Origin of the sequence: Afipia sp. Root123D2 (assembly GCF_001425835.1) — a bacterium.
GTDB lineage: Bacteria > Pseudomonadota > Alphaproteobacteria > Rhizobiales > Xanthobacteraceae > Afipia.
The window spans coordinates 836,022-858,716 of sequence record NZ_LMDP01000003.1 but is presented as its reverse complement, the minus strand read 5'-3'; the positions used below and the strand labels follow the sequence as shown (position 1 = coordinate 858,716).

The window sequence follows — 22,695 nt, the reverse complement described above, 5'->3', positions numbered from 1 at the left end:
GCCCTGACCGACCGATTAACCGTAAAAAGAGGCCCGGCGGCACCCGCTGAACCGTTGTTTTTCGATCAATTCCGACTATATTGCGCCGCAATGAGTGCCATGTGCCCGGTTCTTTCTGGACCGGGCACCGCGTTTTTTGGGCGTCCTGCGCGCATCAACGAGATCGCCCTGCACTCGCCGTCTCACGACGTCGCGCCTCTGTAGCTGGAAGACCATAGACATATGAATTTGCGAAACATCGCCATCATCGCCCACGTCGACCATGGCAAGACCACCCTCGTCGACAAGCTGCTGCAGCAGTCCGGCACCTACCGCGACAACCAGCGCCAGGTCGAGCGCGCCATGGACTCGAACGACATCGAGCGCGAGCGCGGCATCACCATTCTCGCCAAATGCACGTCGGTGCATTGGGGCGACGCCCAGATCAACATCGTCGATACGCCAGGCCACGCCGATTTCGGTGGCGAGGTCGAGCGCATCCTCTCGATGGTCGACGGCGTGATCGTTCTCGTCGATGCCGCCGAAGGCCCGATGCCGCAGACCAAGTTCGTGGTCGGCAAGGCGCTCAAGCTCGGTCTCAAGCCGATCGTCGCCATCAACAAGGTCGACCGTCCCGACGCGCGTGTCATCGAAGTGGTCAACGAGGTGTTCGATCTGTTCGCCGCACTCGACGCCACCGACGAGCAACTCGACTTTCCGATTCTCTACGGCTCCGGCAAGAACGGCTGGATGGGCACCTCCGTGGAAGACAACGCCAGCGGCATGACGCCGCTGTTCGAGCTCGTGATCAAGCACGTTGCGCCGCCGGTCGTGGAAGAAGGCCCGTTCCGCCTGCTCGGCACCATTCTCGAAGCCAACCCCTATCTCGGCCGCATCATCACCGGCCGCATTGCCTCCGGATCGGTCAAGCCGAACCAGTCGGTGAAGGTGCTGTCGCGCGACGGCAAGACGGTTGAAACCGGCCGCATCACCAAGATCCTCGCGTTCCGCGGCCTCGAGCGGCAGCCGGTCGAACTCGCCGAAGCCGGCGACATCGTCGCCATTGCAGGCCTGACCAAGGGCACCGTTGCCGACACGTTCTGCGACCCCACCGTCGAGACTCCGATCCAGGCGCAGCCGATCGATCCGCCGACCGTCTCGATGTCCTTCATCGTCAACAACTCGCCGCTCGCCGGCACCGAAGGGGACAAGGTCACGAGCCGCCTGATCCGCGACCGCCTGCTGCGCGAAGCCGAAGGCAATGTCGCGCTGCGCGTTGTCGAGGCCTCCGACAAGGACGCGATGGAAGTATCGGGCCGCGGCGAATTGCAGCTCGCGATCCTGATCGAGAACATGCGCCGCGAAGGTTTCGAACTGTCGGTGTCGCGCCCGCGCGTCGTTCTCAACAAGGACGAGAATGGCCAGTTGCAGGAGCCGATCGAGGAAGTCGTCATCGACGTCGACGAGGAGTTCTCCGGCGTCGTCGTTCAGAAGATGAGCGAGCGCAAGGCCGAGATGATCGAGATGCGGCCCTCCGGCGGCAACCGTCTGCGTCTGGTGTTCTACGCGCCGACCCGCGGCCTGATCGGCTACCAGAGCGAACTGCTGACCGACACCCGCGGCACCGCGATCATGAACCGCCTGTTTCACGGCTATGCCGGGTACAAGGGCGAGATCCAGGGCCGCCGCAATGGCGTGCTGATCTCCAACGATCAGGGCGAAGCTGTCGCCTACGCGATGTTCAAGCTGGAAGACCGTGGCCCGATGATGATCGAGCCGGGCTGGCGGGTCTATCGCGGCATGATCGTCGGCGAGCACACCCGCGAAAACGACCTCGAGATCAACGTGCTCAAGGGCAAGCAGCTCACCAACATCCGCACCACGTCGAAGGACGAAGCGGTGCGCCTGACCCCGCCGATCCGCATGACGCTGGAAAAGGCGCTGGCCTATATCGAAGACGACGAACTGGTCGAGATCACGCCGAAGTCGATCCGGCTGCGCAAGCGCCACCTTGACCCCAACGAGCGCAAGCGCGCCGAGAAGACCAAGGAAGCGCTGGTCGGCTGACCGTCCGCGCGCGCTCCGCGTCATATCAAATTCACGATGCCCGGCCTTGTGCCGGGCATCGGCGTCTTATAGGTCGAGGTTGACAGGATTCCTGGCAATCTTCTCGGCAGTTCATGGGCGCCCGCATGACCCTTCCCTCCGATGTCGATGTTGCGATCATCGGCGCAGGCGCGGCCGGACTCGCGGCAGCACGGACGCTGGAAGGCTCATCGCTCTCTGTCCTCATTCTCGAAGCCCGCGATCGTATCGGCGGCCGCAGCCACACGGCAATTCTTCGGAACGACATCGTCTTCGACGTCGGCTGCGAATGGCTTCATTCGGCTGACAAGAACGCCTTCGTGCCGATCGCCCGCGATCTCGGATTTGCGATCAACGACACGCTGCCGCGCTGGCGCGAACAAAGCCTCAATCTTGGTTTCGCGCCTGACGACCGCGAAGACTTCCTGAAGGCCATGGATGAGTTCGAGACTCGCGTGGAAGCGGCCTCCGATCTGCCGGAGGATTCACCCGCGAGCCGATGGCTCGAACCCGGCAATCGCTGGAATGCGCGGATCGATTCGATCAGCACCTACATCAACGGCTGCGAACTCGACCAGGTATCGGTCTATGACGCCGATGCCTATGAGGACACCGGGATCAACTGGCGCGTCCGGCGCGGCTATGGCGCACTGATCGCGGCGTACGGCGCGCCCTGCCCGGTTGCGTTCGACACCAAAGTCACGCTGATCGACCATTCCGGATCGCGCATGAAAATCACGACATCGCGCGGCACGCTCACCGCCGGCAAGGTAATCGTCACCACGCCGACCAGCCTGATCGCCAACGAAGCGATCCGCTTTCATCCGGCATTGCCGGACAAGGTGGCCGCCGCCGCCGGGTTACCGCTCGGCCTCGCCAACAAGGTGATGCTGGCGCTGAGCGAGCCGGAGACGCTGCCAGTCGACGGACATCTGTACGGCGCGAACCGGGTCGGCACCGGCAGCTATCACCTGCGCCCGATGGGACAGCCGTGCATATCGGGATTTTTCGGCGGCAGCTTCGCACGCACATTCGACGACAAGGGCGATGGCGCGCTGAGCGCGCAGGCGATCGACGAACTGGTGGCGCTGCTCGGCTCGGAGTACCGCAACAAACTCACGCCGATTGGCGAATCGCGCTGGGCGCAAGACGCATTCGCGCTTGGCTCATATTCCCGTGCACTGCCGGGACACGCCGACGGCCGCGCGGTTCTCGCTGCGCCCGTCGATGGCCGGCTGTTTTTTGCCGGCGAAGCAACCTCGCCGAACTTCTTCTCCACCGCCCACGGCGCACAGGAAAGCGGGGTCAGGGCGGCGGGAGAAGTGATGGACGACTAACATATGCTGCTCAATGGTGCGATTGACGGGACCGAGACTTAATCGCAGTCTACGATCTCTGCTAATGACTCAAATCGTCCGTTGGAATTGTTGTAATGAGCGAGAACAAGCAGAACTGTCCAGCTAACGCAATGTTCGCAAAATGGCGGAGGGCTGTCGATATCCGGCTCTACAAAGTCTACGGCATTACAATTGATGATGCTGGCATCGATGACAAACGACTGACCAATCATTTTCAATCCGCCGAAACTCCGAACGATTTCGTTTATTGGGTTGGTGAAAAATACGATCTCGATCCGAAAACCGATTACCTTTGGCATCAACGCTAGCCTCCCCGGTAACCAGCGAGCCTTTTCAATGAGAAGATCGAATTATGAACGCCGCTGATCGCTTTGGGCAGGATTGGACGGACGAGGAACTTGATCTCATCGTTACTGATTACTTCGCGATGCTAGCTTCTGAACTCCGCAATGAGACTTACAATAAGTCCGAATTTCGCAGATCTCTTGTAAAAGCCACTGGAAGAACCGATGGCTCCATTGAACGTAAGCACCAAAATCTTTCAGCTGTTTTTGTCGAATTGGGACTACCTACTATTGCTGGATACAAACCGCTCGTAAATTTTCAAAAATCTATTCTTGATGCAGTCGAACGGCATCTTATCCAGAATCCGAGCGACCTAAGCTACAATCCACCCTCACCTGGATTCCATAAAGCTCCTGAATTATTCGTCGAATCACCACCATCCTTGCGGCCCGCTACTACCAAGCAAGTTGAACTAGAGCGCCTCATAAGAAAGTTTGATCCCGTTGAACGCGATTTTCGCAACCGCGCGCTAGGGAAAGCGGGTGAAGAGATTGTTCTAAATTTTGAATGCAGCCAGTTGAGTTTGAGAGGACGCTCAGACCTAGCAAAACAAGTAAAGTGGGTGTCACAAGAAATCGGAGACGGTGCGGGATATGATATTCACTCTTACAATGTTGATGGGTCTGAAAGGCTGATCGAAGTGAAAACAACGGTTGGCCTCGAAACGACGCCGTTCTATCTGACTAGAAATGAGCTTTCCTTTTCGAGGGAGCGACCAACCGAATTTCGGATTTGCAGATTGTATGATTTTTCAAGAAAGCCGCGAATGTTTGAGCTTTCTCCACCACTCGATAAGCTTGTCCGCCTTGAACCGCTCACATTCTCTGCTTCATTTGATTAGTTAGCTTTTGTTGCCTGTCCTCGTACCGGCATCCTGAACATCGTTACTCACGAGGACCGAACACTGCGCCGAGCCCTCGCTCCATCTCGTCCTCACCTCCCGCTTCCGCCACCCAATGCCCTTCGCTGCCGAATGGCGGCAGCACGCGAAAATCCACCTTGTCGCCCCCGGCGCGGAAGGCATCCGCCATCTGTTTTGAGAACGCAGGCGGAAAATACGAATCGTTTTGCGCCACCAGCCACGTCACCGGCACTTTCGCACCCGCGCCGAAGCCGCGTGCGGCGTCGATAAGCCTCTCCGGCGCGCAAATTTCGCCCGGCCGGTCGCTGGCGTGACCGCCGCGGCCCGGCGCGAATACGACGATGGCGGAGATATCTTTCGGGTTATGGCGCGCCAGCGCCAGCGCACCCCACCCGCCTGCGGAATGACCGACGATCACGACAGCCTCCTTGCGGACGAACGGCTGGCTGCGCATGAACGTCATAGCGGCTGAAATCGAGTCGGCCGTTGCGCGCCCGGCGCGCGCGTAGTCGGGCGCATCACACCCTCCCTGATCTTCGAGATAAGGACCACCGGTCGCGCCGTGGCCCGGCCGCTCCGGCACCAGCACCGCGAAGCCCCGCGCCACCAGCGCCGCCGCCAGCGCCCGGTACTCCGGTTGCGGCATCTGCGCGCGGGAGATGCGGTTCTGGGTCGAGGCATGGACGATAATGGCGATTCGGAATGGCCCGTCGCCGGCCGGCCGGAACAGGATCGCCCGCGACGCCGTTGCCGAATCGGACGCCGGAACCAGCCATGGCTGACGCCGATCCGGCGCGCCCTCGAGCCCTTGCGCACCAAAGCGTCCCTGCGCCAACGCCGCGGATTCGCCGCAAAGGCCGATCGCCGCCGCCACCGCACAGACCTTGAGAAATTCGCGTTTCATCATCGCGACCGATCATTGCCCGCCCTGACCGGCGCGCCAAGCGCGTCGCAGCCCCGCCTATGTCCGCTTTCGGTACAGAGTTACGGCGACGTGATGCAAAAAACGCACATATTAACCGATTATTAAGGATGGACCTTGAAGCCGGGGCGGCGACTTGCTTTGATTGGATCATGAGCACGATCCTTATCGAGGTCCGCCCAGCCAGGGCATCCGATGCACCCGCCATCGCGGCAACGCATGACGAAGCCTGGCGCGCCGCATACCAGGGAATCATCCCCGGCGCGGAGCTTGAAAAGCTGATCAACCGTCGCGGCCCGCAGTGGTGGGATAGCGCGATCCGCAAGGGCAGCCGCGTCAGCGTCCTGTCATTCGGCGACAAGGTCGCGGGCTATGCCAACTACGGCCGTAACCGCGCACGCAGCCTGCATTTCGAAGGCGAAATCTACGAGCTCTATCTGCGCCCCGAATTCCAGGGCCTCGGCTTCGGCCGCCGCCTGTTCACCTTCGCCAAGCGCGATCTGGTCCAGAGCGGACTGCGCAGCATGGTGATCTGGGCACTGTCGGACAACGACCCGGCGGTCGAGTTCTATCGCGGGCTTGGCGGCCGCATGGTGGCACGCTCCTCCGAGCGGTTTGGCGCGAAGTCGCTCGACAAGGTGGCGTTCGCCTGGGGCGCCTGATAATCGGCTTCCTGAAAGCGGCGCATCGGGCTTGAACTTGCCGGATTTGGCGCGTTTCATGTCCGCGTCACCGATCATCGTTTTCTTTTTCTCGACAGCTCGACAAGGCCCCTGATGCGTATCGACGCCATTTCGCTTGGACAGAACCCGCCGCACGAGGTCAACGTCATCATCGAAGTTCCCGTCGGCGGCGAACCGATCAAGTACGAAATGGACAAGGACGCCGGCACGCTGGTGGTCGATCGCTTCCTCTACACGGCGATGCGCTACCCCGGAAACTACGGCTTCATTCCGCATACATTGTCCGACGACGGCGACCCTTGCGACGTGCTGGTGGCGAACACCCGCGCCATCGTTCCGGGCGCGGTGATGAGCGTGCGGCCGGTCGGCGTGCTGTTCATGGAAGACGAAGCCGGCGGCGACGAAAAGATCATCGCGGTGCCGTCATCGAAACTCACCCAGCGCTACGACAAGGTGGGAAACTACAGCGATCTGCCCGATATTACGTTGCAGCAGATCCAGCACTTCTTCGAGCACTACAAGGATCTCGAGCCGAAAAAATGGGTCAAGGTGCTGCGCTGGGGCGATGCCGCGGATGCGCACAAGCTGATCCTTGAAGGCATTGAGCGGGCGAAAAAAGAGAAGGCATGACGCGCCGCGCTTCGGCCGGTCGTGCCCGGGCATGGGGCTTCGATGCGCAAGCTGATCAGGACGATCCGAAATCTCGTCGCGCTCCTGATTGCCGCCGGCATCATCCTCGCCTGTGTGCTCGGCTATAACGCGCTCACCCGGCAGTCACGCCAGATCGCGGTCACGCCCATTCCGCGCGCCGCAGTCGACGAGAAAAATGCCGCCGACCACCTCAGCGCCGCGATCCGTTTCCAGACCATTTCCAGCGCTACCGATCCCGACCAGAACGCTGACGCGTTTCGCGGCCTGCAGACCTACATGGCCGAAACGTTTCCGGCATTTCATGCCGCCGCGAAGCGCGAGGCCGTCAATGGCCTGAGCCTGCTTTACACCTGGCAGGGCAGCGACCCGAACGCGGTGCCGATCGCGCTGCTCGCACATCAGGACGTCGTGCCGATTGCGCCAGGCACCGAAAGCAGCTGGCAGGTTCCGCCGTTCGACGGCACCATTCGCGATGGGTTCATCTGGGGTCGCGGCTCGTGGGACGACAAGGGCAACCTGTTCTCGATCCTCGAGGCGGTCGAGCAGCTTGCCAAGGAAGGCTTTCGCCCCAAACACACGATCTATCTTGCCTTCGGCGCGGATGAGGAGGTCGGCGGGCTGCGCGGCGCCAGCGAGATCGCGAAGCTGCTGGCGCAACGCGGCGTCAAACTCGACTACGTCATCGACGAAGGACTGGTGATCGCCGACGGCATGCTGAAGGGTCTCGACCGGCCGGCGGCGCTGATAGGCATCGCTGAGAAAGGTTATGCCACGGTGGACCTGAGTCTCACCGCGACACCCGGCCATTCCTCGATGCCGCCAAAACAATCGGCGATCGGCATCATGAGCGCGGCGCTGGCGAAGCTCGACCGGCACCGGATGCCGGCGCGAATTCAGGGCGCCGCGCAGGAGATGTTGCAAACGCTGGCGCCCGAGATGAACGCGATGAATCGCATCGTGCTCTCGAATCTGTGGCTGTTCAAGCCGCTGCTGCTGCGCGAGTTCGGCAAATCGCCGTCAACCGATGCGCTGATCCGCACCACCACCGCGCTGACCATCGTCAACGCCGGCAATCAGGACAACGTGCTGCCGGGCCGGGTCGACGCCACCGTCAATTTCAGGTTACAGCCCGGCGATACCGAGGCGACCGTGATCGACCACGTCAGACGAACCATCGACAACGATGCCATCACCATCACGCGGCGTGACGTCAACACCGAGCCGCCGCCCGTGACATCGACCCGGACCGATGCATATCGCGCACTCAACCGCACCATTCGCGAGGTGTTTCCCGATGTGGTGGTGGCGCCGGGCCTGATGCTGGCCGCGACCGATTCGCGCCACTACGCCGGCGTGACCAAAAGCATTTTCAGGTTTTCACCTGTTCGCGCCAAAGCCGAAGACCTGTTGCGCTTTCACGGCACCAACGAGCGTCTCAGCATCGCGAACTATGCCGACATGATCCGGTTTTATCGGCGGCTGATCGAGAACACGGCAACGAAATAGCTCGTCACACCGCCGGCGCGGGAAGACCCTTGATCGCGCAGGCGGCGCGCAGCGTGTTGACCAGCAGGCATGCGACCGTCATCTGGCCGACGCCACCAGGCACCGGCGTCACCGCGCCCGCGACCTGCAACGCTTCCTGATAGGCGACATCGCCGATCAGGCGATCCTTGCCGCTGGAGCCCGGAACGCGGGTGATGCCGACATCGATCACAGTTGCGCCGGGCTTGATCCAATTACCCTTCACCATCTCGGCGCGGCCGACGGCGGCGTAAACCAGATCTGCGTTACGGCACAGCGCCGGCAGATCGCGCGAGCGCGAATGGGCGATGGTGACGGTCGCGTTCTCATTGAGCAGCAATTGCACCAGCGGACGCCCGACCAGATTGGAGCGGCCGATCACGATCGCGTTCATGCCTTCCAGCGAGGCGTGGACGCTCTTGGTCAAAATGAGGCAGCCGAGCGGCGTGCAGGGCGACAGCGCCGGCAGACCGGTAGCGAGCCGCCCGGCATTGACCGGATGCAGCCCGTCGACATCCTTGGCCGGATCGATCGCGTTGACGACGGCGTCGGTGTCGAGCCCCGCCGGGAGAGGAAGCTGGACCAGAATGCCGTGCACAGCGGGATCGCGATTGAGCTTGTCGATCAGCGCCAGCAGCTCGCCTTGCGCGACGTTGGCCGGCAGCAGATGTTCGAACGACGCCATCCCGGCGGCCTGAGTCTGCTTGTGCTTGCTGCGGACATAGACCTCGCTGGCCGGATCGCTGCCCACCAGAACCACCGCAAGACCGGGCGTCAAACCGTGCTGAGCTTTGACTCGCTCGACTTCGGCGGCAACACGGGCACGGAGGTCCGCAGCAATAACTTTTCCATCGATGATCCGGGCGGTCATCCCTTCGTCCTTCATTCTGATCAGGCGTCGGGCGACGCCGAGAGATTGCGCAACATTTCGCCGAGACGGCGCGGGTCGCCATCGACCGCGATCTGCTTGAGACGCGAGGTGGCGCCGGATAGCACGCGCGCGCTGCTTTTCGGCACCCCCAGCGCCTTGGCGAGCAGCTCTGTCACCGCGCGATTGGCCGCGCCGCCGTCCGCGATGGCCCGGACCCGTACTTTCAGAACACTGCGGCCGTTGGCCAACGTCTCGATACCGTCAATCGCGTCCGAGCCGCCGCGCGGAGTGACGCGAACGGAAACAGCAATGCCCTGCGCCGAGTAGCGCCACGGATCCATGCAAAAGGCCCATTGCCCCCAGCGGCGCGATCAGATCACGTTCGGATAGATGTAATAGGTAATGACGCGCTGGATGAACATGATGATGAGGATGACGATGATCGGCGAAATATCCAGACCGCCGAAATTCGGCATGAAGTTCCGGATCGGCCGCAGCGCCGGCTCGGTGATCTTGTAGAGAAATTCCGCCACCGATGCCACGAACTGGTTGCGTGTGTTGACGACGTTGAACGCGATCAGCCACGACAGGATCGCGGATGCGATCAGCAGCCAGACATAAAGATCGAGAACGATCAGAATAATATCGAGAATGGCGCGCATCGGTGGGTCCGGTTCACTGGTGGGAACTGGCCCCTAAATACCGGCTCAACCGCAGCCAAACAAGGGACGTCTCCGCCGCAGCCCGCAAAACATCAGATTTGACGCGTTCTTGACTCGGAGTCGGCCGGGATTGTAAATGGCGGCCTTGCGAGCCGGTTCGCGTCCGCGCGGCCGGCAGATGGGGCCATAGCTCAGCTGGGAGAGCGCGTCGTTCGCAATGACGAGGTCGGCGGTTCGATCCCGCCTGGCTCCACCAAATCCCCCAATCCGCCACTGTTGCGCGATATTCCAGCCACGCGGACCATCCCGCCATTCCCTGCGGGCGGCTTTTCACCACCCATTGTCCGGTCACGCATTTGGGGCTTAATGGATTGCGATCACCCGCGTCCGCCGGCGCGCCATCCCGCGCGAATCGCCGAGGACCGCAGCCAACCCATGGAGGCTGAACGTGCCGACACAACGCTTTCAATTCCCGGATACGGATGGACAGATGCTGGCGGCATCGCTGGATTTGCCGGAGGGTGAGCCTTCGGCCTTGGCGCTGCTGGCGCATTGCTTCACCTGCGGCAAGGACGTGCTGGCCGCCAAACGGATCGCCGAAGGACTGACAAAGCGTGGCATCGGGGTGCTGCGTTTCGATTTTACCGGCATCGGCGCCAGCGAAGGTGAATTCGCCAACAGCAACTTTTCATCCAATATCGCCGATCTGGTGCGGGCAGCCGATTACTTGCGCAAATCGTACAAGGCCCCGGCGATCCTGATCGGCCATAGTCTCGGCGGCGCTGCGATTCTCGCGGCGGCTGCGCAAATCCCGGAAGCCAAGGCGGTGGCGACGATCGCCGCACCGTCCGATCCGGGCCATGTCACTCACCTGTTCAAGGGTCGCCTTGACGATATCGCCAAGGACGGCGAGGTCGAGGTCTCTCTCGCCGGCCGGCCGTTCCGGATCCAGCGCCAGTTCCTCGACGACGTTACCAGCCACCGGCTGCTCGACCACGTGGCAAGCCTGCACAAGGCGCTGCTGATCTTTCATTCGCCGACCGACGACACGGTGGGAATCGACAACGCAACGCATATTTTCGTCGCCGCAAAACATCCGAAGAGTTTCGTGTCGCTGCAGGGCGCCGACCACCTGCTCAGCAAAAAGCAGGATGCGCTTTACGTCGCCGACATGATCGCGGCCTGGGCGGCGCGCTATCTCGACGCCACAACCGCGGCTGTGGCCGATGCATCGAACGCTCCGGCAATATCCGACGGCGTCATTGTCCAAGAAACACGGGCAAGCACGTTCCAGCAGACGATCTCGGTCGGCAAGCATCGGTTGATCGCGGACGAACCGGTTTCGGCCGGAGGCCTCGACACCGGACCCGGACCTTATGACTTCCTGCTCGCCGGGCTTGGCGCCTGCACCTCGATGACGATGCGGCTTTACGCCGACCGCAAGGCGATCCCGCTGGAGCGGACCACGGTGGCGCTGAAGCACAACCGTATCTACGCCAAGGATTGCGAAGAGTGCGATACCAAGGAGGGCATGATCAGCCAGATCGACCGTATCATTACCATGGAAGGCAACCTCGACGACGATCAACGCAAGAAGCTGCTGGAGATCGCCGACAAGTGCCCGGTCCATCGCACGCTGACATCGGAAATCCGCATCGTCACGCGCGCCGCGGAGTGAACTATTTCGCGGGCACCTTGGCGCGCCGCGACCGCGCGAGATAATCCCTGGTTTCCGGCCGCTCCCGCAGCCAGCCGGACCAGCGCTTGAGGATTTTCACGATCCGCTCCGGCTCGACGCCGAGTTGCGCCATCGCCACGCCGCCATTGACCGATTCGCGATATTCCGCGATCAACCCGTCGCGCAGCACGAAGCGGCTGATGCCGTCGATTACCACGAACTGCCCTGCGAATTGCGGAACCCGCGAGGTGAAGCTCGACAGCGACCACGCATAGCCGATGTCGCCGTTGATGACAGGATCGAACATTTCCCAGCGATAATCTTCGCCGGCGTCGCGATGGAACAGATGCTCCATCATGTGGGCGATCTCGGAGCGGCCTTTGTGCGCACCGTAGATATAGTCGTAATAAACCGCATCTTCGGTGAAGTGGCGGGCGAAGCGCGCCCCGTCACCCGATTCGGCGGACAGCGTGAACGCGCTCAGCAGGGCCGCGAAGCTCGACTGATCCAATGCGTGCTCCCTCGCCGGAGAATTCACTCGGCCGCGTTGAGAAGATCGGTCTGCGTGCCGTTGGAGAGCCAGCGCTCGAGGAAGGTGTTCAGCCACGCGCGCTCCGAGACATCGTGAACCGCGCGCCATGTGAAGTGATCGGCGCGGGGCCGCACGCCCGGCAGCGTGAACCGCTCATGTCCGCGTGTCGTCCAGCGATGCATCATCGCGGTTGTCACGTCGGGGTGGAACTGGACACCGAAGCACGACCCGGACCGAAACGCCTCGTTCGGGAAATCGTCGCCTTCCGCCAGAAGCTCGCACCCGGAGGGAAGTTCAAAGCCCTCGCGATGCCAGTGATAAACCTGATCCGGCCACTGCGCGCAGACGGCGCGGCCGGCGGCGGTCGGCCGGACGGCATAGTACCCGATCTGGGCGCGCCCGTCGGGATGCGCGGCGACCCGCGCACCAAGATGCTTCGCCAGCATCTGCGCCCCGAGACAGATTCCGAAAAACGGCTTCTGCTCTTTCAACGGTACCGCGAGCCAGTCGATTTCGCGGCGAATGTAGTCATCGGAATCGTTGACGCTCATCGGGCCGCCGAACATCACGGCGCCGGCGTGATGCTCCAGCGTTTCAGGAAGAGGATCACCGAAGCGCGGACGGCGAATATCCATCGGATGGCCAAGGACACGCAGCACATTGCCGATCCGCCCCGGCGTCGACGCTTCCTGATGCAGCACAATCAGAACCGGAAGAGAGTTCGAAGACTGATCTGAAGGCGTCTGGTTCATGATTCCAAAAATACCGCGACCGACCGTGTCGTTATAGACTCGTGCGCGCCTCATCATTCAACGATATGAGGCCCTCGGCAAGCTAATCATGCGCCGGCGCGTGCGATCCATCCCGTCATCCGACGCGCACATCTGATTCACGCTACGGGAATGATAGGCGCGGAAGGTTACCAGAATCGGACCGGCACTCCGCCATCACGATATTTTCAACGCCGTCGCTGCTGCACCCGCGACACCGCCGCCAGCACCATTCCGCGCGGCGCGAACCGCAGCAGAAAGGGAATCATCCTGATTCCGACGCCGGGAAGCACGAGACGCTTGTTGGCTTTCAGGCCGCGATAACCCGCCATCGCCGCCGCGCGCGGCGACACGTTCAGGATCGCTGAATCGAGGCCGGGCTCAAGGCCGGCCCGCTGCTGGAATTCGGTCGGCACCGGACCAGGGCAGAGCGCGGTGACGCGGACGCCGCTCGGCCCCCATTCGCCGCGCAGCGCCTCGGTGAGCGACAGCACGTAAGCCTTGGTCGCATAATAAACCGCCATGCCCGGCCCCGGCAGGAACGACGCGATCGACGCCACGTTGAGGATGCCTCCGCGGTGGCGGATCACCTGATCGGCAAAGCGCAGGCACAGATCGGTGAGCAGACGAACGTTCAGATCCGCCATCTCCAGTTGCTGAGTGCGGTCGAGAGCGATGGCCTTGCCGAACAGGCCGAACCCCGCATTGTTGACCAGTATTTCGACCTCGACGCCTTCGGCGGCGAGAGCCGCGGCGATGGTATCGCCCGCGTCCCGCTGCTGCAGGTCACAGGCGATGACGATGGGCGGCGAATGTCCGGCGGCGGCGAGTTGGTCGGCCAGACCCTTGAGGCGATCCCCGCGCCGCGCCACCAGCGCCACCCGGTGTCCGTTAGCGGCGAAGATTCGTGCCAGCTCCGCGCCGATGCCCGAGGATGCCCCAGTAATCAACGTCACGCGAGCGGTCATCGAGGCTCTTCAGTGCGGTCGAAGGGTTTCAGAAAACAGAAAGAACGGTCGTGTCTGAATATCTCAGGTCGCAGCGTCGGGGGTGAGCCGGCTATCGGCGACGCGATGCTTGAGATTGAGCCGTTCGCGCGACGAAATGCCGAGCAGATCCGCCGCACGCCAGACCACATTTTCCTCAAACTCGCTGACATGGCCGTCAGCATAGACCAATTCCCACATCATTTCGATAATTCGCAGCCGCCCGTCTTCGGCAACGGACCGCATGATCACGCTGGTGAAGTGGAAAAGGTCAACAGCCTCGCCTTCCACCACGGTGGCATCGGCGATCAGGGCGGCGGCTGTGCCGGGATCAAGCTCGAACCGGTACTCCAGCAGCGCATGGAGCTTCCGCATTTCGGCCTCTGACGGCGGGCCGTCCAGCGAGATCACGTGAATCAGCAGGGCGGCGGCCGCAAGCCGGTAATCGCCCTCTTCAAAGGCGCGACGTTCGGTTCCGGTTGGGGAAACAACGTCCGAAATGAATTGGCGCAATCTGTCCAGCATCAATCTCTACATTCGAACAACGGTGGCGCCCAACGCACTTGGTACCAATAGGCATCTAGTACGAATTCAGGGCGGGACCTATGACCGGAAAATTAAAGTCTGGCAATCTGGATGGGTTCCGCCGGGGAGAGTTCGCGCGGATTTTTTGAGTCCGCTGTGGCAGGCCGGCATCAGCTGCCGCCTGATCCGGAGCCCGTTTCGCAACCGTCAGGGAATTTCGTAGATCACAACCTTGTCGGTGATGCCGCGCAGCGCCACGCTTTTCTCGCTCGGCGTCAGCCCCGCTTTGCCCAGGATCGCCGCGACCGCCGGCTCGTTGATGACCGAGCCGGTGGCGTTGATGGCCTGCGAGGTCGCCTGTCCCTGAACGCGGGCGGCGATGTTGACGGTCTGGCCGAAGTAATCCTGCCGATCGTTGAGCATGACGGCGAGACAAGCGCCTTCATGAATCCCGATCTTCACCAGCAGATCCTTGGTGCCGCGCTCGTCATTGAGCGTGTCCATGGCCGCGCGCATCCGCAACGATGCAGCGACCGCCTGTTCCGGCCGCACGAAAGTCGCCATCACGGCATCACCGATGGTCTTCACCACCGCCCCACCCTCCGACGCGATGATCTCGAGCAGCGCACGAAAATGCGCCCGCACCAGATCGAACGCCGCTAGATCGCCCACCCGCTCGTAGAGCGCGGTCGATCCCTTGAGGTCGGTGAACAGGAAGGTGAGCGAGGTGATCTTCAGCCGCTGGTCGACATTGAGGTTGTCGGCCTTGTAGACGTCGCGGAACGTCTGGTTGGCCAGCATCCGCTTCGCGGTGACGATCGGCTTGCGTTTGCCGAGCAGGTCGTGGAGCGCATCGCCGGCGATCCAGACCGACGGCAGCACCCGCACCTTGGCCTGATTCTCCAGCGACAGCCGCAACGGCCCCGGACGCATCACCGTGGTTCCGGTCGGCGCGTGAATGCCATTGTAGACCAGCGACAGATTCTGCTTCTCGCTGGTCGGCTCACCCTGCACGTCGAGAAATTGCGCTGCATGGGTCACCGGCTCGAACACGATGACAAACTGCGCCGGCAATTGCAGCGACAGCATCGCCTTCTCGCCGGGCGGCAATTCGATGGCCTCCAGCGTCGCTTCATTGACGAGACGCGAAAACGAATCCTCGGAAATCTCGATGCCCGAGCTCCAGAAGATCTGGCGGCAGTAATCCCACAGCGGCAGTGTATTGGGATCGTGCGCCGCGATCCGGCGCACGCGCGGACTGACGGTGAAGGCGACTTCAACCTGCTCGTCTACCGAGGCCTGATAACCCGCCGCGCACAGGCCACACTGATAATCGTCGGGGCTGAGCGCTTTCAGTGTGTCGTGGGCGTCGAGTACACCGCTGCAGCCAGGGCACAGCACGTTCCACGTCAGATCGAAAATCCCGAGCCGCGACGCATGGAGGAATGCCGAGATCACACGCTCCTCGTCGAGCCCACGGCGAGAGGAGAAGTCGATCAGATTAATCCGGTTGAGCTCATGGTCGGCGCCGGTATCAACCAGCCGTTCGATCGCCTGAACCACTGCGGGATCAGCCGTTTGTCTCAGAACGGAAAACAGGGCTTGTGCATTGCTCATATTGAGATTTTACGCCGGAACGCGAGAACGGTCCAACCGAATACATTCGGACGGCAACACACCCGCGTCACGAAATCTTGCTCAGCGGCGCTCGATCCGGAATTGCGGCGAGTGGTCCGGCTGTGTGGTGACAACGCCGATCGGCATCGCCGGCCGCGTGCTGATCAACGAGACCCGGAACGTGCCTATCAGTTTCGACAACGCCAGTGTCGCCTCGGTCAACGCGAAATTCGCACCGATGCATACGCGCGGCCCCACGCCGAACGGCAGATAGGAAAAACGGTCCGGCGGCGGCGCACCGGGCATGAAGCGCGCCGGGATGAACACATCGGGCTCGCGCCACAGTTTCTGGTGACGATGAAGCAGCCACGGCGAAATGATAACGACGTCGCCCTTGCGCACGGTGCGACCGTCGATGATATCGCGACCCGAGGCGGCGCGGGCGATGATGAAGGCCGGCGGATAGAGCCGCATGGTTTCGTCAATCACCGCGCGCGTGAATGTCAGGCGTTCGAGATCGGGTTCGCCGGCAGCATGCGCTTCCGCGGCAACGCGCTCCTGCGTCTCGGAATCCAGCGCCAACAGGTACAGCGACCAGAACAGCGCCGTCGCCGTCGTCTCGTGGCCGGCGAGAATCATCGTCGCGACCTGATCGCCGAGATTCTCATCCGAGAATCCCTCCCCGGTTTCGGGGTCGCGCGCCGCCACCATCAGGTCGAACAGGTCGCGCGGGTGAGCCGCATCCACTCCCATTGCCCGACGCTCGGCGATCAACGATGCGATGAAGCGGGTCCAGCGCCGCCGGAACAGCGCACGCGGCAGATCGCGCGGGGACGGCCAGCTTCCGGGCAGCAGGATGTCGAGAATATCCGGCTGCGCCAGCCGGCTGCCGTAGTCATTGACGAAGCCGCGCAACGCCGCGCCGTGGCGGGCGATCTCGAACGAGAACATGGTGCGGCCGGCGATATCCAGCGCCATCCGCTGCATCGCTTCGCGCAGGTCGACCGGGCCGCCAACCGAACCGTCGAGTTTCGCGATCGTCTCTCCGATCGCGGCATGCATGTGCGGAACCAGCGTCGTCACCGCGCGCGGCGAAAATGCCGGCGCCAGCGTGCGGCGCTGCAGCTTCCATGCCCGGCCTTCCGCCAGCAGGAGCCCCTGCCCAAGCATCGGCAGCAGCACGCGGATGCCTGCCGGCGTTCGGGTGTAATTCTCGTAGTTCTCGACCAGCACATGGCGGATCGCATCGGGGGCATTGACGATGAAGCTGGCGCGGCCAAGCAGGGCGCCCTGCAGGATGTCTTCCTCGTAGGCGCGCTCACCCCAGGTGGCGATCATATTGTGGCGCACCGCCATCATGCGGCTGAAGGTCGACATCGATTGCGGTGCAACCGGCGGACGCGGCGGCACCAGCAACCCGCGCTTTGCGGGAAAGTCGAATATCTCGGCAACGCTCACCGGTGGCCTCGCTGTGCCAAACGCCCCATACGAATAGCTATGATGCGCGGCCCGGACGGTCAACCGAGGCCGGTGCGGCGGATCGACTGCAATTGGGGCCGGGTGCTCGCATGTCCGGCGGCGCCGACCGCTGGGACCGTCGATGCCTCAATCGGTCGATTTTCAAGCCGCAGGCGAATTCGTACAGTTGCGATTAGCAGCTTTGCCAGACCTGAGGGGAAGCGGAAATGAACACTTACAAAACCAGATGGAATACATTTTATGCCGCGCACGTTGAGAAGTCCGTGCAAGGTCTTTTTGGTTATGTCGAAAGAATTATCGTTGGCACCCTGATCGTGTCCGCCGGCTCGCACATTTCCAACCGGCCGTCTTGCTGTTCGGATACCTGCGCCACCAGCAGGGCGACATGATCCCGCTCGGCACTGTTGCGAAGATCACGCCCGCGACCGGCCCGTCGCTGATCAGCCTTTACAATCTCTATCCCTCAGCGACGGTCGTCGGCCTGCCGGCGCAAGGCTTCAGTTCCGGCCAATCGATCTCGATCATGGAACAGATCGCCTCCAAAACACTTCCGCCCGGCACTGCGTACGAATGGACGGCGATGTCCTATCAGGGAAAGATCGTCGGCAGATTTACTATGTCTTCGCGCTGGCGATGCTGCTGGTCTATCTCGTCCTGGCTGGGCAATACGAGAGCTGGTACGCGCCGATCTCCGTCATTCTCGCCGTTCCGTTGTCGCTGATCGGTCCGATGTCGGTGCTGACGGGCCTTCGGATCGAGAACAACCTTTATGTCCAGATCGGTTTGATCCTGCCGATCGCACTGTCCGCCAAGAATGCGATTCTGATCGTCGGGGTTGCGCGCGAACTGCGTGAACGCGACCTCAAGCCGATCCTCGAATCCGCCGTTGAGGCGGCACGGTCCCGATTCCGCCCCATCCTCATGACGTCGTTCGCATTCATTCTCGGCGTCCTGCCGCTGGTGCTGGCAACCGGTGCGGGAGCCAGCGCCCGCAAGTCGATCGGCATTGCGGTGTTCAGCGGCATGATCGCTTCGACCTGCCTTGCGGTGTTGCTAGTGCCGTCGTTCTTTGTCGTCGTCCAGCGTTTCGAGGAATGGCGCGCGAGCAGGAAGAAACCGGCGAAATCGATCACCGCGTAGGGAAATTCGAAAGGCCCGGGATTCGCGTCTCCGCGCTTGCGGCATACACGGTCTGGCTTCGTAACCATGGTGAGAAAAGTGGTGCCGCAAACAGGACTCGAACCTGTGACCCCGTCATTACGAATGACGTGCTCTACCAACTGAGCTATTGCGGCGAACCCCGGCAAGTCGTGAGCCGTGCGCACCTGAATATCGGCCACAGCGCGGCTTTGCAAGAACATCGGCTGCAATGGCGGCAACGTGTTGTTTTCAGCCGCTTTCCCCGGCCCGCACGCGGTTTCGGCGGCGTTGTTCCGGTCGCGGGCCCCTACCCGACCAGACGCGACCAGAATCCGCGCCAGCCGCCGGGCTGGGCCTGGTCCGGCCGTTCAGGATCGAGCAGTTCGGTCATCTCGTCGACGCCGGGATCGTCCGGCGCCCGCACGATGGGAATAACCGCCGGAGCCGCGCTTTTCTCCTGCGCCGGTCGCGGCCGGAACATCGGCGGCGGCATCGCCGGAGCCCGAACCGATGGCGCTGGCGCCGTCACGGCCGGTTCGTCGGTCACGACCGCGCTTTCCGGCACAACCGGAGCGGCCGGGGAATTATCCTGCGGCGCCGGCAGCGGCGCGGGTTCCGGCGATGACGGCACAGTCTCCGGTATCGCCGCCACCAATTCGTCCCCGGCCGGTTCGATGGCGAGGCTCTTGTCGGAGGGCAGCGCCGCGACCGGCGTGATCCATTGGAACGCGTCGAGCCGCCCGGTGACCGGCGACACCGGCCGCCAGTGATCGGACACATAGCCGTCGGCGGTCCAGACCGGATCATGCGCGGCGCGCGCCGCGCGCAGCATCCAGCTTCGCGCGCGGCCGTCGTCGCCATGCTCCGCGCGTTCCAGTTCGGCCATCAGCATCGCCACGCGCTGGGTCGGCGCATCGAGCAGCGGCGCCAGCGCGGTGCGTGCGCGCGCGAATTCGCCGGCATCCATCGCCGCGCGTGCCAATGCGAGCGCGCTCTCCGGATGGCCGGGCATTTTCTGCGCCAGCGATTCAACCCGCGCGAGACGCTCCAACGCTGAATCGCCGAGCCTGACGTGGGCATAGGCGTCCGCAAGGTCCGGATGCGGATGAACGGCCCACGCCGCCTCGATCACACGCATCGCGCGGCGGGTCTGATTGTCCTCGCTGAGAAACTTGGCGGCCAGCACCGCAGCGGGCACCAGCGTCGGCGCCAGCTTGACTGCCTCCATCGCGCTGCCGCGCGAGGCATCGCGGTTCTTGTGCTCGAGTTCGAGAGCGCGCGCGGTCAGCAGCACGCCGCGCTGCCGCTTGTAGGGCGCGGGATCGATCAGACCGGCGGCGAGATTGTTCTCGAGAATTTTCAGCGCGCCGTCCCAGTCGCCCTTGGCGCAGCGAAAGCCCAGCGCGGCGTGCGACGCCCATGCCGAACCCGGCGCGATCTTCAGCGCTTCCTCGGCCATCGCCACCGCGGTGTAAGGATCGTCATTGCGCTGCGCCTCGATGAACAGCCCGCGCAGGCCGAGCAGCCGCGTGTCCTCGCGCTCGGCCATCGCGCGAAACGCGCGCTGCGCGCCGTCGCGATCGCCGTCGAGTTGCGCGGTCTGCGCGTGCAGCAAAAGCGCCAGTGGATCCTGATGAGCCAGACGTTTGGCAATGCCGGCATGACGGCGCGCGGCGAGATGATCGCCGGTGCCGACCGCGATCAGGCCGCGCGTGACGGCATCGCGGCCGCGCTTGTGGCGGCGCTCATGCCGCATTCGCCGAAGCCGTTCCGGCGTGCGCCACGCGCCGCGAACCGCCGACCATATCGCCATCGCGACGATGAACAACGCGGCCAGACCGAAGATAAACACCGGCAGCGACGTCTCGATCTGCCAGATACTCCACGACAGCGACACGCTGCCGGTCTGATCGGCGACCCATGCCACGCCAACGGCAACGGCGGCAATGACAACGAGAAAGGCAATGATGCGGACCATTACAATAACCTGCCACCAGCCGTGCTAACGCGGCGTTGCCAAAACCGGAGAACCCGGCAGCACTGCCATGGTATCCGCCACGAATTTTTGTGAAGCCGCAAGCGCTGCGTCCCGCGCTGCGACCTTGTCGAGCCACGACTGGACCGCCGCACGATCCGCGGCCGGCAGCGCCGACAATTCGCGGCTCGCCGCGGCGACATCGTCGCGCTGCGCCGCCGCCTTGGCGCGCGCGATCACGGCGGACACATCGGAACCCGGAGCATCGACGCGCCGGACGCGCACAAGCTTCATGGCGCTTTGCTGCAGCCGGTCGAGAATTCCGCCGGACGCCGGTGCATCCACCTGCTTCGGCTCCAGCTGCGGCAGCAGTGTCAGCAATTCGCGGCTCAGCGCACCCGCGGCCGGGATGCCGCTGGCGGCAAAAGGCGCAAGCGGCTTGAGGGCATCAGTACCGCCGGCAAGTTTCGCCGCTGCCGCGAGCTGTGTTGCAAATGGCGCCCCATTGCGCACCGCTTGATCGAGCGATGAAGCAGCAGCGACCTGCTGCAGCCTCGGGTCCGGTGCGGGTGCGGCGGGCGGAGAAGGCGGCGGCGCAGCAGCGAGCGCTGCTGTTGCACGTTCGATCTTGCCGAGGCGTTCTTCGATCGCGGAGAAATCCGCGACCGGCGCGGATTCAGCCGGTGCTGATTTGACCGCGCTGACATCGGCGGACGCCTTGTCAGCCTGCGCGCGCAACGCCGTCACATCGTCACGCAAAGACGCCAGCGCGGTTTCGACCGATGTCAGTTTGTCGGCAAGCGCCGGATCCGTCACGGCGGCTTGCGGCGCGGCAGGTTCTGACGCCTTCGACTCGATCCTGGCGACGCGGGCATTGAGCGTTGCGAGAATCGCCGCCTCCTTGCGCTCCGCGACGCCGCCATCATTCGACACGAACGGCCACTCCGCCCACAGCGCGACGGCAAAAATCAGCGCCGTGGCCAGCGCACCCGCCAGCGCGGAAACGCCGATCGGCACGGCCCACGACCGCGACGGCTTGTTCCCGGCATCGGGATCGGCGGCAGCATCCTGCGCCTGTTCCGCATCGGGATTCCCAGCCGTATGCGACGCATCGGAGACGTCGGAAACTTCGGAGGCCTCGAGGTCGATCGTCGGGGCCGGGCGCTTGCGGCGTCCCCCCGGCGGCAGCGGGCCGGAATCGGCCGCCGTCTCGCCAGTATCGGCACCGGGCTTGTTGTCGTCCATGGCCAACTCCTGTCCCGAACTGGCAGATACACCTTTGACGTCAACGACTGTAGCAGATTCGACCGGAACACTTCACCGTGAAGATGGCTTCACGATCCGCTCCAGCGCGTCGAGCACCGCCGCTTCATCCAGTGTGCGCGCTACCGCCACCTGCGCGGCGCCGGCTTCGTGTGCCACGGCGGCGACGGCTTCCGAGATGCAGCAATGCGGCAACGCCAGCGCCGAGATTTCGACGCCGGAGGCGCGCGCAGCCTCAAAGAACGCGCGCGCGCTGCGCCGGGAAAAATGCAACACGGCGTCGATCCTCTCGGCATTGAAAGCGGCGACCACGTCGGCGGACAATTGCGCGATCGGCACCATCCGATAAGTCGTGTGGGTGATGATCGTGAATCCGCGTGCACCGAGTTCCCCGGCGAGATCGCGCGACAGATCGGCACCGGCGAGATAGCACAGCGTGCTCCCCTTCTTCAGTTTCTTCACCACCAGATCGCGCAACGAGGCACCATCCCCCTTTGCGCTGAGAACGTTCTTGAAACCGGCCTCGCGCGCGGCGTCCGCCGACGCTGCGCCGACCGCGAACAATGTGAGCTTACGCAGATGGTTCATCGCCGCATGATCGGCAACCGCGCGCAGGGCGTTGGCACTGGTGACGATAATGCCGTCGTAGCTCACGTCTTCATCGTCGTGAAACGGGATCGCCTCGAAGCGCAACACCGGCGACAGCACGGTGTCATACCCTCTGGCACGCAAGGCTGAGGCGGTTGCGGTGTTGTCCGGTGCGGGGCGCGTGACGAGTACAGCCACGC

At 63.1% G+C, this 22,695-nt stretch carries 21 protein-coding genes, 2 tRNA genes and 1 pseudogene; 10 read left to right on the top strand and 14 right to left on the bottom strand.

The window, feature by feature from the left end:
* The first annotated feature begins 222 nt into the window (after window positions 1–222).
* The 4 genes from typA (at window position 223) to ASC80_RS23260 (ending at window position 4,608) form a co-directional block, all read left to right on the top strand.
* Window positions 223–2,046, top strand: a complete 1,824-nt coding sequence (gene typA, locus ASC80_RS19250) for a translational GTPase TypA (RefSeq protein WP_056300617.1) — start codon at window positions 223–225, stop codon at window positions 2,044–2,046.
* A 125-nt stretch (window positions 2,047–2,171) separates the two neighbouring features.
* The gene (locus ASC80_RS19245; RefSeq protein ID WP_056301080.1) at window positions 2,172–3,401 is read left to right on the top strand and encodes a flavin monoamine oxidase family protein; all 1,230 of its coding nucleotides are present in this window, start codon (window positions 2,172–2,174) and stop codon (window positions 3,399–3,401) included.
* A 95-nt stretch (window positions 3,402–3,496) separates the two neighbouring features.
* Window positions 3,497–3,730: a hypothetical protein gene (locus tag ASC80_RS19240; RefSeq protein ID WP_056300616.1), complete on the top strand. Its 234-nt coding sequence runs from the start codon at window positions 3,497–3,499 to the stop codon at window positions 3,728–3,730.
* A 44-nt stretch (window positions 3,731–3,774) separates the two neighbouring features.
* Window positions 3,775–4,608 (top strand): protein NO VEIN domain-containing protein, encoded by an 834-nt coding sequence (locus ASC80_RS23260; protein ID WP_082512668.1) that lies wholly within the window; start codon window positions 3,775–3,777, stop codon window positions 4,606–4,608.
* A 43-nt stretch (window positions 4,609–4,651) separates the two neighbouring features.
* On the opposite strand, the gene ASC80_RS19235 is transcribed toward ASC80_RS23260, so the two are convergent.
* Window positions 4,652–5,536, bottom strand: a complete 885-nt coding sequence (locus ASC80_RS19235; RefSeq protein WP_082512667.1) for an alpha/beta hydrolase family protein — start codon at window positions 5,534–5,536, stop codon at window positions 4,652–4,654.
* A gap of 167 nt (window positions 5,537–5,703) precedes the next feature.
* Between ASC80_RS19235 and ASC80_RS19230 the strand changes: the two genes are divergently transcribed.
* From ASC80_RS19230 to ASC80_RS19220, 3 genes are all read left to right on the top strand, one after another.
* A complete protein-coding gene (locus tag ASC80_RS19230; protein ID WP_056301077.1) occupies window positions 5,704–6,213 on the top strand; it encodes a GNAT family N-acetyltransferase in 510 nt (169 codons plus the stop codon).
* A 114-nt stretch (window positions 6,214–6,327) separates the two neighbouring features.
* Complete coding sequence (gene ppa, locus ASC80_RS19225) at window positions 6,328–6,864, top strand: inorganic diphosphatase (protein ID WP_056300612.1); 537 nt, start codon at window positions 6,328–6,330, stop codon at window positions 6,862–6,864.
* A 42-nt stretch (window positions 6,865–6,906) separates the two neighbouring features.
* On the top strand, window positions 6,907–8,391 hold the full coding sequence (locus tag ASC80_RS19220) for a M20 family peptidase (protein ID WP_056300610.1): 1,485 nt from the start codon (window positions 6,907–6,909) through the stop codon (window positions 8,389–8,391).
* Window positions 8,392–8,395: 4 nt separating this feature from the next.
* Here ASC80_RS19220 and folD read toward each other — a convergent pair whose 3' ends face one another.
* The 3 genes from folD to ASC80_RS19205 are packed head-to-tail and all read right to left on the bottom strand — an operon-like array spanning window position 8,396 to window position 9,942.
* The gene (gene folD, locus ASC80_RS19215; protein ID WP_056301075.1) at window positions 8,396–9,280 is read right to left on the bottom strand and encodes a bifunctional methylenetetrahydrofolate dehydrogenase/methenyltetrahydrofolate cyclohydrolase FolD; all 885 of its coding nucleotides are present in this window, start codon (window positions 9,278–9,280) and stop codon (window positions 8,396–8,398) included.
* A gap of 20 nt (window positions 9,281–9,300) precedes the next feature.
* A complete protein-coding gene (locus tag ASC80_RS19210; protein WP_056300607.1) occupies window positions 9,301–9,621 on the bottom strand; it encodes a DUF167 domain-containing protein in 321 nt (106 codons plus the stop codon).
* Between the two features lie 30 nt (window positions 9,622–9,651).
* Window positions 9,652–9,942, bottom strand: a complete 291-nt coding sequence (locus ASC80_RS19205; RefSeq protein ID WP_056300604.1) for a YggT family protein — start codon at window positions 9,940–9,942, stop codon at window positions 9,652–9,654.
* A 180-nt stretch (window positions 9,943–10,122) separates the two neighbouring features.
* Here ASC80_RS19205 and ASC80_RS19200 point away from each other — a divergent pair.
* Window positions 10,123–10,198, top strand: a tRNA-Ala gene (locus ASC80_RS19200).
* Window positions 10,199–10,390: 192 nt separating this feature from the next.
* The gene (locus tag ASC80_RS19195) at window positions 10,391–11,620 is read left to right on the top strand and encodes a bifunctional alpha/beta hydrolase/OsmC family protein (protein WP_056300599.1); all 1,230 of its coding nucleotides are present in this window, start codon (window positions 10,391–10,393) and stop codon (window positions 11,618–11,620) included.
* Between the two features lies 1 nt (window position 11,621).
* On the opposite strand, the gene ASC80_RS19190 is transcribed toward ASC80_RS19195, so the two are convergent.
* From ASC80_RS19190 to ASC80_RS19165, 6 genes are all read right to left on the bottom strand, one after another.
* Complete coding sequence (locus ASC80_RS19190; RefSeq protein WP_056300595.1) at window positions 11,622–12,131, bottom strand: nuclear transport factor 2 family protein; 510 nt, start codon at window positions 12,129–12,131, stop codon at window positions 11,622–11,624.
* 23 nt (window positions 12,132–12,154) lie between these two features.
* Complete coding sequence (locus tag ASC80_RS19185) at window positions 12,155–12,904, bottom strand: glutamine amidotransferase (protein WP_056301072.1); 750 nt, start codon at window positions 12,902–12,904, stop codon at window positions 12,155–12,157.
* 206 nt (window positions 12,905–13,110) lie between these two features.
* The gene (locus ASC80_RS19180) at window positions 13,111–13,890 is read right to left on the bottom strand and encodes an SDR family NAD(P)-dependent oxidoreductase (RefSeq protein WP_056300592.1); all 780 of its coding nucleotides are present in this window, start codon (window positions 13,888–13,890) and stop codon (window positions 13,111–13,113) included.
* A 63-nt stretch (window positions 13,891–13,953) separates the two neighbouring features.
* Window positions 13,954–14,433, bottom strand: coding sequence for a tellurite resistance TerB family protein (locus tag ASC80_RS19175; protein WP_056300589.1), 480 nt, complete (start codon window positions 14,431–14,433; stop codon window positions 13,954–13,956).
* A gap of 207 nt (window positions 14,434–14,640) precedes the next feature.
* The gene (locus tag ASC80_RS19170) at window positions 14,641–16,050 is read right to left on the bottom strand and encodes an adenylate/guanylate cyclase domain-containing protein (RefSeq protein WP_056300582.1); all 1,410 of its coding nucleotides are present in this window, start codon (window positions 16,048–16,050) and stop codon (window positions 14,641–14,643) included.
* A gap of 81 nt (window positions 16,051–16,131) precedes the next feature.
* On the bottom strand, window positions 16,132–17,508 hold the full coding sequence (locus ASC80_RS19165) for a cytochrome P450 (protein WP_056300575.1): 1,377 nt from the start codon (window positions 17,506–17,508) through the stop codon (window positions 16,132–16,134).
* 385 nt (window positions 17,509–17,893) lie between these two features.
* Here ASC80_RS19165 and ASC80_RS19160 point away from each other — a divergent pair.
* A pseudogene (locus ASC80_RS19160) lies at window positions 17,894–18,669 on the top strand (efflux RND transporter permease subunit); the annotation flags it as partial.
* Window positions 18,670–18,748: 79 nt separating this feature from the next.
* On the opposite strand, the gene ASC80_RS19155 reads toward ASC80_RS19160, so the two are convergent.
* The 4 genes from ASC80_RS19155 to ASC80_RS19140 all read right to left on the bottom strand — a co-directional run bounded on the left by ASC80_RS19155 (window position 18,749) and on the right by ASC80_RS19140 (window position 22,693).
* Window positions 18,749–18,824: transfer RNA gene (locus ASC80_RS19155), tRNA-Thr, on the bottom strand.
* A 152-nt stretch (window positions 18,825–18,976) separates the two neighbouring features.
* Window positions 18,977–20,647: a heme biosynthesis protein HemY gene (locus ASC80_RS19150; RefSeq protein WP_056300568.1), complete on the bottom strand. Its 1,671-nt coding sequence runs from the start codon at window positions 20,645–20,647 to the stop codon at window positions 18,977–18,979.
* 24 nt (window positions 20,648–20,671) lie between these two features.
* Entirely contained in the window at window positions 20,672–21,889 is a 1,218-nt protein-coding gene (locus ASC80_RS19145; RefSeq protein ID WP_056300566.1) for a COG4223 family protein, read from the bottom strand.
* A gap of 72 nt (window positions 21,890–21,961) precedes the next feature.
* Window positions 21,962–22,693, bottom strand: a complete 732-nt coding sequence (locus ASC80_RS19140; RefSeq protein WP_056300563.1) for a uroporphyrinogen-III synthase — start codon at window positions 22,691–22,693, stop codon at window positions 21,962–21,964.
* Window positions 22,694–22,695 lie beyond the last annotated feature (2 nt).

Coding starts and splice junctions, on each gene's coding strand:
- typA (WP_056300617.1), top strand. CDS start 223: ATGAATTTGCGAAACATCGCCATCATCGCCCACGTCGACCATGGCAAG.
- ASC80_RS19245 (WP_056301080.1), top strand. CDS start 2,172: ATGACCCTTCCCTCCGATGTCGATGTTGCGATCATCGGCGCAGGCGCG.
- ASC80_RS19240 (WP_056300616.1), top strand. CDS start 3,497: ATGAGCGAGAACAAGCAGAACTGTCCAGCTAACGCAATGTTCGCAAAA.
- ASC80_RS23260 (WP_082512668.1), top strand. CDS start 3,775: ATGAACGCCGCTGATCGCTTTGGGCAGGATTGGACGGACGAGGAACTT.
- ASC80_RS19235 (WP_082512667.1), bottom strand. CDS start 5,536: ATGATGAAACGCGAATTTCTCAAGGTCTGTGCGGTGGCGGCGGCGATC.
- ASC80_RS19230 (WP_056301077.1), top strand. CDS start 5,704: ATGAGCACGATCCTTATCGAGGTCCGCCCAGCCAGGGCATCCGATGCA.
- ppa (WP_056300612.1), top strand. CDS start 6,328: ATGCGTATCGACGCCATTTCGCTTGGACAGAACCCGCCGCACGAGGTC.
- ASC80_RS19220 (WP_056300610.1), top strand. CDS start 6,907: ATGCGCAAGCTGATCAGGACGATCCGAAATCTCGTCGCGCTCCTGATT.
- folD (WP_056301075.1), bottom strand. CDS start 9,280: ATGACCGCCCGGATCATCGATGGAAAAGTTATTGCTGCGGACCTCCGT.
- ASC80_RS19210 (WP_056300607.1), bottom strand. CDS start 9,621: ATGGATCCGTGGCGCTACTCGGCGCAGGGCATTGCTGTTTCCGTTCGC.
- ASC80_RS19205 (WP_056300604.1), bottom strand. CDS start 9,942: ATGCGCGCCATTCTCGATATTATTCTGATCGTTCTCGATCTTTATGTC.
- ASC80_RS19185 (WP_056301072.1), bottom strand. CDS start 12,904: ATGAACCAGACGCCTTCAGATCAGTCTTCGAACTCTCTTCCGGTTCTG.
- ASC80_RS19180 (WP_056300592.1), bottom strand. CDS start 13,890: ATGACCGCTCGCGTGACGTTGATTACTGGGGCATCCTCGGGCATCGGC.
- ASC80_RS19175 (WP_056300589.1), bottom strand. CDS start 14,433: ATGCTGGACAGATTGCGCCAATTCATTTCGGACGTTGTTTCCCCAACC.
- ASC80_RS19170 (WP_056300582.1), bottom strand. CDS start 16,050: ATGAGCAATGCACAAGCCCTGTTTTCCGTTCTGAGACAAACGGCTGAT.
- ASC80_RS19150 (WP_056300568.1), bottom strand. CDS start 20,647: ATGGTCCGCATCATTGCCTTTCTCGTTGTCATTGCCGCCGTTGCCGTT.
- ASC80_RS19145 (WP_056300566.1), bottom strand. CDS start 21,889: ATGGACGACAACAAGCCCGGTGCCGATACTGGCGAGACGGCGGCCGAT.